Consider the following 14,670-nt stretch of genomic DNA (forward strand, 5'->3'; position numbering starts at 1 on the left):
ATGTATACGTTGATGCTGTCGATGAATATCGCCTCCAATGGCGCCAACCTGGCGCCCGATGCGCTGCTGCAACTCAAACGTCAGTACCACACAAGGGCCGATGATCCCCGCTCTCAACTGGCTTACCACCGCGCGCTGTGGCGCCTGAGCGGCTTCGATGACTACCGGTACACTCTCAGTCGTCGCTGTTTTGCCATGCCCGAAAGCGATATTCGGGTCCAGGTGGCCGGCGGTAAAATTCACTCGGCCCGCTGTCTGGAACCGGGCGGGGAAACCGCCGCGGTCGAGGACGAGGTGGGGACGATTGATGACTACTTTGACTGGATAGAACAGGCGCTGCGGGATGCGCCCGACTCGGTGCGGGCCCAGTACCACTCTCTACACGGCTACCCACTGAGTTTCACGCTGCTCAGTACCCAGCAGGGGCAGCCCGAGCGGCGGCTGGCCTAGTGGGCCATGCGCACAGCCCACTAAAAACTCACTCCTCCATCGAATTGTTATACTCTGGCAGAGTCGAAGTGGTGCGCGAGCGTAAAGCTCGTGTGCCACTATCGTGCTTAGGTGGAGAGAGTGAGTATGAAGCTCAAAGCGCTGGTGTTGTCACACCTGTTGTTCTTGAGCGCCTGTAGCCAACTGCAAACGCACCCCGATTGGGTACAGGCGCCCAGCGAGGCGGATCTGCAAGAGATCCTGTCGGGGGAGGTTTTACTGGGTGAACCGGTCCAACTACAGGATCTGCCCGACCATGACCTGATGCAGCTCTCTCCCATGATGGAAGTGATTGCCGAAGAGCTGGCGATGATGCACGGCCGCAGTTTCCGCCGCGCTGAAGCGCTACACCACACGCTGCTGTCCTCTCCCCTGGTGGGCGGCCAGGGTATCCGTTATAGCGCGCTGGAGACGACAACCGCGCGGGAAGCCTTTGAGAGCAAACGGGCCAATTGCCTCAGCTTCACACTCATGTATGTCGCCATGGCGCGTCACATGGGGCTAGATGCGCGTGTGAATGATGTAAAGATCCCCCCGAGCTGGCACCAACGCGAAAACCAGGCGCTACTGTACTTCCGTCATGTCAATGCCAAGGTGCGATTGCCGTTTGGCGACGAGCTGGTGGTGGATCTGGAAATGGATCGGTACAGTCCCGTTTACGAGCAGACGCTCATCTCCGAATCGCTCGCGGCGGCCCAGTTTTACAATAACCGGGGAATGGAGTTGGCGGCACAGGGCCACCCGAAACAGGGGTTTTTACACCTGCGCAAAGCGCTTGAACTGGACAGTACACAGGGTTACATCTGGGGAAACCTGGGGACCCTGTACATTCGCCAGGGCCATGCCCGGCAGGCCGAACTGGCTTATCTGGCCGGTCTGTCGCAAGCGGAAGATGATCTGACAGTCATGAGCAACCTCAGCACGCTCTACAACAAGCTGGGAGAAACCGAGAAAGCCGACTACTTTCTCGAGCGCGCACGCGAACACCGCGAGAGCAACCCCTACTACCTCTATTTCAGAGCACAGGAGAAGCTGGCAGAAGACGATCTGCGGGGCGCGTTGCGCTTACTGGAGCAGGCGATTGAACAGCAGGGGCGAGAGCCGCGGTTTTATGCGCTGGCGGCTGAGATTCACGAACGCAATGACCAGTCTGCCAAAGCCGAACAGATGCGCAAAAAACAAAAACGCTTCAGTGAGGATCTCTATCTGTAACGGAGGTTTTCAGGGGGGGGCTGAAGAGTACGGCGTGTAGAGAAGGGAGCGACCGACACGCTCATGCGTGTCGGTCAATAGCCAGTGAGTTGGCTATCTTACTTGATAACCACTTCGACCCGGCGGTTCTGTTCCCAGGCATTTTCGTTGCTGCCACGAACGGCGGGACGTTCTTCACCGTAGCTGACCACTTCGATACGGCTGGAAGAAACACCCTGCAGCACCAGGAAGTCGCGTACGGCCTTGGCACGACGCTCACCCAGGCCCATGTTGTACTCGCGCGAGCCGCGCTCGTCAGCGTGACCTTCCAGGCGGATATCCTGCGGCTCTTCTTTCAGACGTTCGGCGTGAGCCATCAGTTCGGAGCGTGCGTCCGACTTCAGGGTAGACTCGTCAAAGTCAAAATAGAAAACCGTGTCCAGCGGCTCGGGCTCGGGTTCCGGAGCGGGCTCGGGCTCGGGTGCGGGCTCGGACACAGCCGGCTCTTCAGTGGGTTCGTCCTGGGTGGAGGTAGAGCTACAGCCTACCAGCAGACCGGTGGCGGCAATAAAAATCAGAAAGCTTTTTAACAGGTTGTTCATCGTGATCTCCCGATGGGTGAACAGGGTGTATTCCGTCGATTCAATGAGTGTAGTTCTATGCGGTCCCGACACAGAGTCGCAGGGCAAAACCTGCCCTGCGGTTGGTAGCCGGAAGCCTGCGCCAAGATTAAGCGCTCCGGTCAGAGCAAGCAAGCCCCGGAGTGAAAATTTGTGGCGTGGTTAACCTTGTTTCTACCATTGGCTGAACAGTTCGCGTGCCGCACTCAGGGTTTGATCAATATCGGCATCGGTATGAGCCGCGGATACGAACCCGGCTTCGAAGGCCGCCGGGGCCAGGTAGACCCCACGCTCCAGCATGCCGTGGAAAAACCGGTTGAAGCGCTCGCTGTCGCAGGCCATGACCTGGTCGAACCGGGTCACCTGAGGCTCATCGGTGAAAAACAGGCCGAACATGCTGCCCCGGCTGTTGGTGGTCATGGGGACGCCGGCCTCATCGGCGAGCGTCTGCAGCCCCTGGGTCAACTGCAGTGTATGCTTTTCCAGTGTTTCGTACAGTCCCACGCGCGCCAGCGCGTTGAGCGTGGTCAGGCCGGCCGCCGTTGCCAGAGGGTTGCCTGACAGAGTACCCGCCTGGTAGACCGGGCCGGTGGGAGAGACCATTTCCATCACGTCCCGGCGGCCACCAAAGGCGCCCACGGGAAGTCCGCCGCCGATGATTTTCCCCAGGGTCACCAGGTCGGCGGTCACGCCAAACAGACCCTGGGCGCCGGCCGGCCCTACGCGGAAGCCGGTCATGACCTCGTCAAAAATCAGCAATGCCCCGCTCTGATCGCAGACCTCGCGCAGCGCCTCCAGAAAGCCCGGTACCGGGGGTACGCAGTTCATGTTGCCGGCCACCGGCTCGACGATGATGCCGGCAATTTCATCGCCCATTTCCCGGATAACCTGTCTGACCTGCTCGGCGTCGTTGAAGGTGAGGGTGATGGTGTGCTCGGCCAGATTGGCGGGCACGCCCGGGGAGCTCGGGACCCCATGGGTCAGAGCACCGGAGCCGGCCTTGATCAGAAGCGAGTCCGAGTGGCCGTGATAGCAGCCCTCGAACTTGATGATTTTGTCCCGTCCAGTGAACGCCCGGGCCAGACGGATGGCGGTCATGGTGGCCTCGGTACCGGAGTTGACCAGGCGCACCATGTCCATGCCCGGGACACGATCGCACAAGGCATCGGCCAGGGCCGTTTCGTTCTCGGTGGGGGCGCCGAAGCTCAGGCCGCGCTGGGCGGCATCGGTCACCGCTTTGACCACATCGGGGTGGCTGTGCCCGAGGATCATCGGGCCCCAGGACAGGACATAGTCGATATAGCGCTGGCCGTCCACGTCCCACAGATAGGCGCCTTCGGCCCGGTCGATGAAGCGGGGCGTGCCCCCCACGGCCTTGAACGCCCGCACCGGCGAATTGACGCCGCCGGGGATATGGCGCTGGGCGAGGGAAAAGAGTTCGTCAGAACGGCTCATAACAGACTTCCTCAAAGATGGTTGGATCCGGTTTAGTAGTTGAATCAGGGTTCATTGGCTCAGGCGGACAACGGGCGTGCCAGCTGTCGGAAAGCCCGGGCGCGCGCCTCGATATCGGGCGCGGAAAACAAATGATGGCTGACGGCCAGTCGGTCGGCCCCCGCCTGCAACAGCGAACCGCCATTATCCAGAGTCACGCCGCCAATGGCTACCAGTGGCAACCCGGGCAGCTCCGCTCGCGCCCGGGTCAGGAGGGTTTTGTCGGCGGGGGGCGCTCCGGGTTTGGTCTGTGACGGAAAAAAGCGGCCGAAGGCCGCGTAGCTGGCGCCTGCCGCCCGGGCGTCATGGGCCAGGGAGAGAGAGTCATGGCAGGTTACGCCAATGAGGGCGTCCGGTCCGAGCAGGCGGCGGGCCTGCCCGGGGTCGCCGTCGCCCTGGCCCAGATGAACGCCATCGGCGTCGATCTCATGGGCGAGGGCCAAGTCATCGTTGATCAGCAATCGGGCCTGATAGCGGCGACACAGGTCCAGTAGCGCCAGTGTCTCCTGTCGGCGGCGTGCCTCATCCCGGCTCTTGTCGCGATACTGAATCCAGCGGCAGCCTCCTTTCAGCGCGGCTTCCACCGACGCCAGCAGGCGGTTCTCAAGCAGCCGGGTGTCGGTGATGGCGTAGAGGGGGCTGGTGGTCATTGGTGCTCCTGTTCGGCGCGGCGCGCTGGTAGTTGTCCTGGCCCGCTGATCTATTGTGACGAATGGAAATCGTGGTTTTCTCAGCAGCCGCCGCCGGGGCCGCGTTTACCGGTATGGTTGCGGTCGGCCCAGAACAACCGGTTGGGAATGCTGTGGCCCATGCCCAACTGCCGGCTGGCCGAGAGGGCGTGCCAGGTGAAATTCTGACCCTGCTCGACCGCATCCAACAGGCGCAGTCCATGAGCCAGGTAGGCGGCGATACTGGCCGATAGCGTCGCGCCGCCACCGTGACTGAGTACGTTCAGGCGCTGCCATTGATACTCCCTGATCAGGCCTTTTCTCCCATACAGGCGGTTTTCATAGTGCTCCTGAGTGCGGCGCGTGCCGGTTATCAGCAGGTGCTCGCCGCCATGCTCCAGTATCTCCTGGGCGCAGGCATCGAGGGTGTCGCCCTGCTGGGCGAGTTCATGGGCCTCGACCACATCGGGGGTCATCAACGTGGCCAAAGGCAGCAGCAGGCTCTTGGTGGCGTCGCGGCTGGCCTGAAGTTCGGACTTGGGCGCCTGGGCAAGCTGGGTGACCGGCTCCAGCACCACCGGTATGTCCCGGTACTCCTGAAGAATGGTGTGTACGGCCTCAATGTGACTGACCGGCCCAAGGTATCCCAGCTTGATGGCCTTCACGGGCATATCGTCGAGGATGGCCCGTACCTGCTCGATCAGAAAGCTGACCGCGACCGGCACGGATTCCTTGACCGCCCGGGTATCCCGGGCGCACAGGGCCGTGACAATGGGGGTGCAGTGACAGCCCAGGCTCATGCAGGTCTCAATATCGGCCTGAATACCGGTACAGCCAGAGGGGTCTTGGCTCGATAGGGTCAAAACCACCGGGACTTCGGGGGCGATTGAGTTCATGCGTGGTACCTCCTGTTTACCCGCTGGCGGGTCGGGCCGCGTTCAGTGAAAGGGTTTCACGACCGCGAGAATGACGATACCGACCAGCAACACGACGGGAAACTCGTTGAACCAGCGAAAAAAGACATGACTGCGCTGGCAGCGGTCATCTCGAAACTGCTTGAGATAGTGGCCACTGACGAAATGATAGACTATCAGCACCGCTACCAGTGCCATCTTGAGCCAGTACCAGCCGCTGGCCCGATAATAGTCCCAATTGCCGGCACTCAGCCATAACCCCAGCGCCACTGTGGCAATCAGGCTGGGGGTGCCAATGCCCCGGTAGAGCTTGCGCTCCATGATTTTGAAGCGCTCGCGGCTGGTGTGGTCCTCACTCATGGCGTGGTAGACAAAAAGCCGTGGCAGGTAAAACAGCGCGGCAAACCAGCAGATGATGGCGATGAGGTGGAAGGCTTTAAGCCATAACATGAAGCGTCTCCGTTGGGCTCGCCGTCAAAGGCGGTAGTAGGTTTCAATCTGTTCCCGGGTGAGCAGCCCCGAAATGCCGCCCCCTATCGAAGGCACGTACAGCGCGTCCACCTGCGTCTGGTTCAGCGCCTGCCAGGCCTCGTACAGGTTGGCATTGGGGCTGATGGATGTCATCTCCAGACGAGTGGCAGGAATGGCCATCAGGTCCAGCGTCTCCTCCTGATCGGCTGGCTCGGCGCCCTCGCTCGGCCGGTCTTCGGCCTCCTGCTCAAGGTAGCGCATCAGGTCAGCGGGCTTCACCAGCAGCTGTTTGCTTTGCAGCACGATCCATTCGGGTTGCAATTTAAGCATGGCTCGCGCCTGTTTCCGGGTCAGTGTGCACTCACTATGGCAATAGCGCCGGTGCATCAGGCTGCGGACACCGGTGCGGCTGAGCAGTTGCTGCATGAGCTTGGGCCGATTGCTTTTCCCCTCCAGCTCAAGCAGTGTGGAAAAGAGACCCTCGCAACGGAACAGCCAGCGGGTGATCAGGCAGGCGACCACGACCACCAGCATACCGGGAAAGAGAATGCCCGGGTTGTAGGTCAGCTCCATAATGGCGACCATCGCCGCCAGGGGGGCGTTGAGCACGGCCCCCATCATGGCGGCCATCCCCAGGATCACATAGACGCCCGATTCGCTGACTTCGCCCGGCAGTAGCCCGGCGGCGCTGCCCGCCGCACCCCCGAGGCAGGCTCCCATCACCAGACAGGGGCCGATGACGCCACCCGGAATACCCAGGCCCAGAACGATGCCCGTGATGATCAGTTTGGCTACCAGAATCAACACTAGCAGTTGCCAGGTGAATTGTCCGGCGAGCGCACTGTCGATGGTGTCGTAGCCCATCCCCATGACCTGAGGCACCAGCAGCCCCCCGACGCCGCCGATCAGTCCGGCCAGCACCAGCCGCCAGCCAATGGGCCACTGGCGGGTGAGTTGCACACAACCGGTATGGAGGCGGATGTAGGCCGACGCTGCGATGGCGACCAGCAGTCCCAGTCCCGCCATCAGCGGCAGCTCGCTCAGATTCCCCGTCAATTGCTGGCCCTCGGTAAAGACAATATCGGGTCCAAACACCAGTTGGGTGATGGTCGTGCCCGCCACGGCGGCGAGAATGACGGGAATGAAGCCGGCAATGGTGTACTCCATCAACACCACTTCCATGGCGAAGATCACGCCGGCCATGGGGGTGTTGAACGAGGCGGCGATGGCCGCTGCTACGCCACAGGCCACCAGTGGGCGCAGGCTGTTGTTGGGCAGCTGCAACCACTGACCCAGCTGGCTGGCACTGGCCGCGCCCAGGTGCACCACCGGACCTTCGCGCCCGGCCGACTGGCCGCTGAGTAGCGCCAGTACGCCGCCGCAAAACTGGGTGAAAAAGTTGCCCTTGGGCAGGCGGCCCTGATGGTTGTGGAGCCGGTCGAGCACATGGAGTATGCCGGTGGGGTGATGGCGGCGATTCAGCCCAATGAACAGCAGCGCGATCAGCAGCGCCCCGGCCACCGGGAGGAAAAAGCGCCAATGGGCATCGAGGCCTTCGAAATTCTCCCCGCTCAGGGGGAGCCAATGGCCCAGCGGGCCCTCCACCGCCAACCGGAACGCCACGATGACGCCACCGGCCAACAGGCCGCTGAGTAGCCCCAGAACGGTGAGCTGGGGCAGGGCATCCACGTGCGCCAGCCGGTTGCGCCATTGTTCGGCCGCCTGCTGGCGCCGCCGGCGCAGGCGGTCGAGGGGCGATTGTGGGTCATCAGCGGCCATGGCACTCCCGGAAAATTGTGGCGTGGACTTTCGGTTTGCGGTCAAGGTCCGTATTATAGGCCGTTTAATAGTCACCCGGCCAAACCGGGTACGATTCTTCGAACCAGAGAGTGAGGTTCCCGAGTGATAAATGTGGGCATTGTGGGCGGCACCGGCTATACCGGTGTCGAGCTGCTGCGGTTATTGGTCAAACATCCCCAGGTGACAGTGACGGTGATCACCTCGCGCGCCGAAGCCGGTATGGCGGTAGCGGACTTGTACCCGAACCTGCGCGGGCACCTCGATCTGGCGTTTACGGAGCCGGACCTGGACCGTCTGGGCGAGTGTGATGTGGTGTTTTTCGCCACTCCGCACGGCGTGGCGCAGAATCTGATGCCCTCGTTGCTCGAGCGCGGGACCCGGGTGGTCGATCTGTCGGCGGATTTCCGGCTGCGCGACACTGACCTCTGGGGTCAATGGTACGGCCAGACTCACGGCTGTCCGGAGCTGGTACCCGAGGCGGTCTACGGCCTGCCGGAGATCAACCGGGCCGATATCCGCAATGCCCGCCTGGTGGCCTGCCCGGGCTGTTACCCCACGGCCGCACAACTGGGGTTGTTGCCCCTGCTTGAAGCGGGGCTGGTCGACCCGGAAAGTCTGGTGGTCAGTGCCGCCAGCGGTGCCACGGGGGCCGGGCGCCAGGCCAAGATTGATACCCTGCTGACCGAAGTCAGCGGCAGTTTCAAGGCCTACGCCGCCAATGGTCATCGGCACTTGCCCGAAATCGAACAGGGCCTGCGGGACATCCAACCCGAGGGCGCGCGCGCGGCGCGGGTCACGTTTGTGCCCCACCTGCTACCCATGATCCGCGGTATTCACGCCACCAACTATGCCCGGGCACTCAACCCTGACCAGCTTCCGGACCTGCAGGCGCTGTTTGAAGACCGCTATGCCTCCGAACCTTTTGTGGATGTCCTGCCGGCGGGTGAGCATCCGCAGACCCGCACCGTCAAAGGTTCCAATATATGCCGTATTTCCGTTTTTCGGCCCCAGCAACGTGATACGCTCGTGGTCCTGTCAGTGATTGATAACCTGACCAAGGGGGCCTCCGGGCAGGCGGTGCAGAATATGAACATCATGTTCGGCTTCGAAGAAACGGCGGGCCTCGATATTGTGGCGTTGCTGCCCTGATGGTCTGCCATTTGCGCCGATCGTTCCAGATGGGTCATTCAGACAGGTAATCTTATAAGAAGGTGCTATGCCCCAAGTGAAAGGCAGTAAACAGTATCACATGGTGGTGGTACCCCATCGGCCCGTTCGACGGGCCCTGATCATCGTGCTGTTACTGGTGGCCGCTGGCGCCGCCGTGGCGGCGAGCTACTACTGGGGATACCACCAGGGCATGACCCAGCAGGCCGATGCCGTGGCCGAGCGCGACCGCCTGCGCGAGGAGGTCAGTGTCTTGACGCGGGAGTCCGAAGAGTTGCGCCAGCAAGTGGCCAACCTGCGGCTGGGGTCTGAAGTGGATCAGCAGGCCAGCGATGAAATGCGCAAAGAGGTGATCAAGCTCGAAGAGCAGATCGCCGCCCTGGAGGAAGATATCACCTTTTACCGCGGGTTGATGGCGCCGGGGGACAATAACACTGGACTGACCATCGGGGCGCTGAACGTGATCGGCACCGATATTCCCAGGGAGTATGAATACAAGCTGGTTGTGCAGCAGTTGGCAACCGATCATCAGGTGCTGTCCGGTTACCTCAATTTCAACGTTGTCGGGCGGCGTGGGGAGCAGACCGAGACCATCCCGCTGCACGAGTTGTCGAGCCAGGTGGACAACGAAGACATACGGCTGCGCTTTCGGTATTTCCAGAATATCGAGGGCCGCCTGACCCTGCCGGAGGGCTTTGAGCCGGAGCGCATTGAGCTCATGGCCCAGTCGACCGGAAGCGATCGCAAAACGGTAGAGAAAAAGTTTGGCTGGTTAGTCCAGGAGTTGTAAGTGCGGGATTTCAAATAAACGCTGAGTATGCGGAGTACACCAACATTATGGCATTTTCAAACAATCATACGCTGATCTCCCGGGGCACCAAGGTGGTGGGCGACCTGCACTTTACCGGTGACCTGCAGATCGAGGGGACCGTGATCGGCAACATCGTGGCGGACAATGGCAATGACGCCAAACTGGTGGTGGCGGAAAAAGGCTCCGTGGAGGGCGAAATCCGCGTCCCCATGGTCATCATCAATGGCAATGTGAACGGCAATGTCTTCTCCACGAAGCACGTTGAGCTGGCGGCGAAAGCCACGGTGGAAGGCAATGTGCACTACCAGCTGATCGAAATGATCAAGGGCGCGCAGGTGAACGGTAGTCTCGTTTACAGTGGCGTTGAAGGGGCTCGCAAAGGCGCTAAAAAAGAAGAGCCGGCGGCGCCCGATAACGTCAAGTCTGTGGTTAATACTTGACTGTTTTGCTTGGTTAATGCGTATAATGCTCTTTGAAGTATCCAGTGGAGCCCATCATGTCAGCACCTGAAGTCTTTGTACCCGATTCCGCACTCGAAGTGACGCCGAGTGCGGTCGCCAAGGTTAAAAGCCTTATCGACGAGGAAGGCAATACCGATCTCAAGTTGCGGGTCTACATAACGGGCGGTGGTTGCTCGGGATTTCAGTACGGCTTTGCCTTTGATGAAATGGCGGCCGAAGATGATGCTGTGGTCGAACTGGAGGGGGTGAAAGTGCTGGTTGATGCCATGAGCTACCCCTACCTGATGGGCGCCAGAGTGGATTATCGAGAGGATCTGCAGGGCGCCAAGTTCATCGTGGAAAACCCCAATGCCGCCAGCACCTGTGGCTGCGGTGCCTCCTTCTCTATCTGACCTTTCCCATCCCCGGGTAGATTGCGCCCAAAACCAGCGCTTCGCTGGCTCCCGTTACTGAGGGTAGATTGCCCGGCAGGCCGTGTTGCGTCTGGCGGGCGAGCCAGGCGAATGCCGTGGCCTCAATCCACTCGGGAGCCAGGCCCAACGCCCCGGTATCCTCAACGGGGTTGTTCGGTAGCAGGGCGGTCAAAGCCTCCCTGAGGCGCTGGTTGTAAGCGCCGCCTCCGCACAGATAGATCTCCGCTCCGGTTTCCCCCTGCAGCGCCTCCACACTGGCGGCAATGGTCTGCGCCGTGAGTATCAGCAGCGTGGCCTGCACATCTTCCGGCGCTACTTCCTCATCCAGTTGCGCGATCTGATCAGTGAGCCACTGGTAGTGAAAATCCTCCGGGCCGGTGCTTTTGGGCGGTGGCTGGCGAAAGTAGGAGTGCGCCAGCAACCGCGCCAGCAGCGCGGCGTTGACTTCACCGCTGGCGGCCCACTGGCCCTGATCGTCGTAGGGCTTGCCCTGGATCTGGTTGATCCAGGCGTCCATCAGACCGTTGCCGGGACCGGTATCGAAACCGATGGTTTCGCCCTCTGTGGGCAGCCAGGTGACGTTGGCAATTCCGCCAACGTTCACAATCGCCCGGTCCCGCTCTGTGCTCCGGAAGATGGCCTGATGGAAGGCGGGCACCAATGGGGCGCCCTGCCCACCGGCGGCCAGGTCCCGACGCCGAAAATCGGCCACGGTGGTGATGCCGGTCTGCTGCGCAATAATATTGGGATCGCCGACCTGCAGGCTGAAAGGGTATTCCAGCACACCGGGAGGCCGGTGTCGAAGCGTCTGGCCGTGGCTGCCAATGGCGGCAACGGCGCTCGGCTCGACCTGGGCTTCCTGCAGGAGTTCGTTGACGGCGCGGGCAAACAGGTTTCCCAGGCGGTGATCGAGCATGCCGAGGCGGTCAATTTCATTGGTGCCCGGCTGCGTCAGGTTCTTGATGGCCGCCCGGGTGGTCCGGTCGAGGGGGAGGCTGTGCGAAGCGAGGACGGCCAGGGGTTGTTCGGAGAAATCCACCAGCACGGCGTCGATGGCGTCCGCACTGGTCCCGGACATCAGTCCGATGTAGAGCTCTGACGCCATGGAAAGCGGCGAGGTCATGGCCGGTTGAGCTGGAGGTCGTCGCTGACACTGGCCAGTTGAGTTTCGCTGCGATACTGCTTCATCTGAGCCATGATGGGCTGAATGTTGGCCTTGAAACGGGCCATTTCAGCACTGGGCACAGAATCGGCCTTGGGCAGTTCAACCGTCACCGGATTTCGGACCGAGCCGTTTACGTAGAATTCGTAGTGCAGGTGTGGCCCGGTGGCAAGCCCTGTGGAGCCGACATAACCGATGGTCTGTCCCTGCTTGACGTTGCTGCCTGAGCGCACACCGCGGCGGAAGTTGTGCAGGTGAGCGTAGAGTGTCTCGTAGGTCTGACCGTGCTGGAGGATTACCGTGTTGCCGTAGCCGCCTTTGCGTCCAGCAAACTTGACTCTGCCGTCTCCGGCGGCCTTGACCGGGGTGCCTCGCGGGGCGGCGTAGTCCGTGCCCTTGTGGGCGCGGATGGTGTTGAGTACCGGGTGACGGCGGTTGGGATTGAAGGGCGAGCTTATCCGGGTGAACTCGACGGGAGTGCGCAGGAAAGCGCGGCGCATACTGCGGCCCTCCGGGGTGTAGTAATCGTTTCTGCCCTGGCTGTTTTCGTAGCGAACGGCCTGATAAGTCGAACCCCGGTTGGTGAACTCGGCCGCCAGGATCGCGCCATTACCGATCTTTTCGCCGTCGAGAAACTGCTCTTCAAACAGCACGCTGAAGGTGTCGCCCCGGCGAATGTCCAGGATGAAGTCGATATCCCAGCCGAAGATGCCGGCCAGCTCCATGGTCATGTTATCGCTGATGCCCGCGCTCTGGCCGGCCATGAACAGGGAGCTGTCGATGGTGGCGTGGCGATAGGCAATCTGAACGTCGGGCTTGCGCTCCAGTTCCTCGGAGGTAAAGACACCACTGTCGCGGCTGAACTTGAGGCTGTTGAGCCGATCCCGCTCGTACACCAGCTCCTGTAGCGCGCCGTCTTTGTCCAGAGCAAAGGTGATCTCGTGCCCGGGCATGATGCGTCGCAGGGCGCCGGCTTCAGAAGCTTCATTGATCAGCTGGTACAGGTCCCGGTCGCTCAGGCCGGCGCGCTTGAACAGGGTCGAGAGGCTGTCCCCGGACTTGATGGTGAAGGTCTTGTAATCAAGGGGAGCCTCCTGAGGCTCCAGATAGGCATCCACGAGCGGGTCGCCCACTGTGTCGAGTGACAGCGGCTCGCTCTCCGGGGCCTGATCATCGGCGCTGGTGGGCGCCATCAGCGCGGCGGGCTGCGCAGCACCGCCCAGATTCAGCTCCAGGCTGTGGCTCTGACGGGGCTGTGGCGTGCCTTCTGAGGCAGGCAGCGCCATCAGTAGCCCCAGACCGGAAACCAGTGCCCCCGCTGCGAGAACGTGGGCGCGAGGAAATTGTTTCAAAAAGACGGAAATTGTCTTTTTCTTTGTATTTTCAGTGGCTTGCATGGAAACGTTAAACCCGTTTTTCATGTGTGGCTGTTAGCATTAGTTATAACAGAAATCCAGAGTAATAGCACCCGGTAAATATTGAATATCGACCCTGGTGTGAAAAACCTGAGGACTGGCTCTTGTTTTTAAGCCCGGATTCGGTATCTTGACAGCCCTTTTTACCCCGGCGGCGCTGCGCGCGGCGCATCCAAACACTCTGAGACGGTAGCTATGGCAGCAGTAGACCCCAATTTACTCCAGGACCTCCAGAATCGCGGCTTGATCGCTCAGACCTCCGGAGGTGACGCCCTCAAGGACTACCTGGCCTCTGGCAGTCGCACGCTGTACAGCGGCTTTGATCCCACGGCGGACAGCCTGCATATTGGCCACCTGGTGCCGCTCCTGGCGCTCAAGCGCTTCCAGCTGGCGGGGCATAAGCCCATTGCGCTGGTGGGCGGTGCGACCGGTCTGGTGGGCGACCCCAGCTTCAAGGCGCAGGAGCGCAAGCTCAATACCCCCGATATCGTGGCCGGCTGGGCCGACCGGCTCAAAGGTCAGGTCAGCCGGTTTATCGACTTTGATTGTGGCGAGAACTCGGCCGAGGCGGTGAACAATCTCGATTGGGTAGGGGGGATGAGTGTCCTTTCGTTTCTGCGGGATGTGGGCAAACACTTTGCCGTCAACAATATGATCTCCAAAGAGTCGGTGCGCCAGCGGATCGAGCGCGAGGGGGAGGGGATCTCCTTTACCGAGTTCACCTATATGTTGCTGCAGTCGCTGGATTATGCGGAACTCTACAACCGCTATAACTGCACCCTGCAGATTGGGGGCAGTGACCAATGGGGGAATATCACCGGCGGCATCGATCTGACCCGGCGCATGCATGGCGGCCAGGTCTACGGCCTGACCATGCCTCTGGTGACCAAGGCCGACGGCACCAAATTCGGCAAGACCGAGACCGGCACCATCTGGCTCGATCCGGCCAAGACATCGCCCTATGCCTTCTATCAATTCTGGCTCAACACCGCCGACGCCGATGTCTACAAATTCCTGCGCTACTTCACCTTTCTCCCGCTGGGCGATATCGAAGCACTGGAGCGGGAGGATCGCGAACGTCAGGGGAGGCCGGAAGCCCAGAGTGTGCTGGCGCGTGAAATGACAGGCCTGATTCACGGTCCGGAAGGACTCGACGGTGCGGTCCGCATCACCGAGGCGCTGTTCAGCCACGACCTGACGGGGTTGAGTGAGCAGGACCTGGAGCAGGTGAAGCTCGACGGCTTGCCTTTTTCGGTGCTGGCACGCGAACGGTTGGGTGAGGAACCTCTCACCCAGTTGCTGGTGGATGCCGGTATGGCCGGATCGGGCAAGCAGGTAAAGGATGCCCTCGGTCGGCAGGCCGTGGTGATCAATGGTGAGCCCCGGTCGGCGGAGGACAATCTTCAGGTGCCCGAGTGCTTCGCTCCGGGCAAAGCACTGTTCAACCGCTTCTATATCTGTCGTCTGGGCAAGAAGAAGTACCATCTGTTCGAGGTCCGTTAACCGGTCTATAGGGCTCCTGGCGGTCGTCGTCAAAAAAGTTTCAAAAAGCCCTTGCGCGGTCCGGTGTAGATCCGTATAGTTCGCCCTCTTC

Annotated in this window: 15 protein-coding genes; 7 read left to right on the forward strand and 8 right to left on the reverse strand. The window is 61.1% G+C overall.

The genetic code is table 11. The annotated features are described in order from the left end of the window. Both AAE484_RS09080 and AAE484_RS09085 read left to right on the forward strand, forming a co-directional pair. Positions 1-450 carry a DUF6174 domain-containing protein gene (locus AAE484_RS09080; RefSeq protein WP_341938059.1) on the forward strand — a complete coding sequence of 150 codons (450 nt, stop codon included), beginning with the start codon at positions 1-3 and terminating at the stop codon, positions 448-450. A gap of 126 nt (positions 451-576) precedes the next feature. Next, the gene (locus AAE484_RS09085; protein ID WP_341938060.1) at positions 577-1,701 is read left to right on the forward strand and encodes a transglutaminase domain-containing protein; all 1,125 of its coding nucleotides are present in this window, start codon (positions 577-579) and stop codon (positions 1,699-1,701) included. A 98-nt stretch (positions 1,702-1,799) separates the two neighbouring features. Here AAE484_RS09085 and pal read toward each other — a convergent pair whose 3' ends face one another. The 6 genes from pal to AAE484_RS09115 all read right to left on the reverse strand — a co-directional run bounded on the left by pal (position 1,800) and on the right by AAE484_RS09115 (position 7,626). Further along, on the reverse strand, positions 1,800-2,282 hold the full coding sequence (pal, locus tag AAE484_RS09090) for a peptidoglycan-associated lipoprotein Pal (RefSeq protein ID WP_341938061.1): 483 nt from the start codon (positions 2,280-2,282) through the stop codon (positions 1,800-1,802). A gap of 192 nt (positions 2,283-2,474) precedes the next feature. Continuing rightward, the gene (gene hemL, locus AAE484_RS09095; RefSeq protein WP_341938062.1) at positions 2,475-3,755 is read right to left on the reverse strand and encodes a glutamate-1-semialdehyde 2,1-aminomutase; all 1,281 of its coding nucleotides are present in this window, start codon (positions 3,753-3,755) and stop codon (positions 2,475-2,477) included. A gap of 59 nt (positions 3,756-3,814) precedes the next feature. Further along, positions 3,815-4,444 (reverse strand): thiamine phosphate synthase, encoded by a 630-nt coding sequence (thiE, locus tag AAE484_RS09100; protein WP_341938063.1) that lies wholly within the window; start codon positions 4,442-4,444, stop codon positions 3,815-3,817. 80 nt (positions 4,445-4,524) lie between these two features. Continuing rightward, positions 4,525-5,358: a bifunctional hydroxymethylpyrimidine kinase/phosphomethylpyrimidine kinase gene (gene thiD / locus AAE484_RS09105; protein ID WP_341938064.1), complete on the reverse strand. Its 834-nt coding sequence runs from the start codon at positions 5,356-5,358 to the stop codon at positions 4,525-4,527. A 42-nt stretch (positions 5,359-5,400) separates the two neighbouring features. Beyond that, on the reverse strand, positions 5,401-5,826 hold the full coding sequence (gene hemJ / locus AAE484_RS09110) for a protoporphyrinogen oxidase HemJ (RefSeq protein WP_341938065.1): 426 nt from the start codon (positions 5,824-5,826) through the stop codon (positions 5,401-5,403). A 24-nt stretch (positions 5,827-5,850) separates the two neighbouring features. Next, a complete protein-coding gene (locus tag AAE484_RS09115; protein WP_341938066.1) occupies positions 5,851-7,626 on the reverse strand; it encodes a chloride channel protein in 1,776 nt (591 codons plus the stop codon). 123 nt (positions 7,627-7,749) lie between these two features. On the opposite strand from AAE484_RS09115, the gene argC reads away from it, so the two are divergent. The 4 genes from argC (at position 7,750) to erpA (ending at position 10,478) form a co-directional block, all read left to right on the forward strand. Next, positions 7,750-8,796, forward strand: a complete 1,047-nt coding sequence (gene argC / locus AAE484_RS09120; RefSeq protein ID WP_341938067.1) for an N-acetyl-gamma-glutamyl-phosphate reductase — start codon at positions 7,750-7,752, stop codon at positions 8,794-8,796. Positions 8,797-8,863: 67 nt separating this feature from the next. Continuing rightward, the gene (locus tag AAE484_RS09125) at positions 8,864-9,604 is read left to right on the forward strand and encodes a DUF6776 family protein (protein WP_341938068.1); all 741 of its coding nucleotides are present in this window, start codon (positions 8,864-8,866) and stop codon (positions 9,602-9,604) included. Between the two features lie 47 nt (positions 9,605-9,651). Next, entirely contained in the window at positions 9,652-10,065 is a 414-nt protein-coding gene (locus tag AAE484_RS09130) for a bactofilin family protein (protein ID WP_341938069.1), read from the forward strand. Positions 10,066-10,121: 56 nt separating this feature from the next. Further along, entirely contained in the window at positions 10,122-10,478 is a 357-nt protein-coding gene (erpA, locus tag AAE484_RS09135; RefSeq protein WP_341938070.1) for an iron-sulfur cluster insertion protein ErpA, read from the forward strand. Here the strand turns inward: erpA and AAE484_RS09140 are convergent. Then, positions 10,471-11,622, reverse strand: coding sequence for an anhydro-N-acetylmuramic acid kinase (locus AAE484_RS09140; RefSeq protein WP_341938071.1), 1,152 nt, complete (start codon positions 11,620-11,622; stop codon positions 10,471-10,473). The two genes, erpA and AAE484_RS09140, sit on opposite strands and share 8 nt — an antisense overlap. Beyond that, entirely contained in the window at positions 11,619-13,013 is a 1,395-nt protein-coding gene (locus AAE484_RS09145) for an OapA family protein (protein WP_341938072.1), read from the reverse strand. The genes AAE484_RS09140 and AAE484_RS09145 overlap by 4 nt, the downstream gene beginning before the upstream one ends. 258 nt (positions 13,014-13,271) lie before the next feature. On the opposite strand from AAE484_RS09145, the gene tyrS reads away from it, so the two are divergent. After that, positions 13,272-14,579 carry a tyrosine--tRNA ligase gene (tyrS, locus tag AAE484_RS09150; protein WP_341938073.1) on the forward strand — a complete coding sequence of 436 codons (1,308 nt, stop codon included), beginning with the start codon at positions 13,272-13,274 and terminating at the stop codon, positions 14,577-14,579. Positions 14,580-14,670: the final 91 nt, after the last annotated feature.

This window comes from Marinimicrobium sp. C2-29 (assembly GCF_038419845.1).
GTDB lineage: Bacteria > Pseudomonadota > Gammaproteobacteria > Pseudomonadales > Cellvibrionaceae > Marinimicrobium.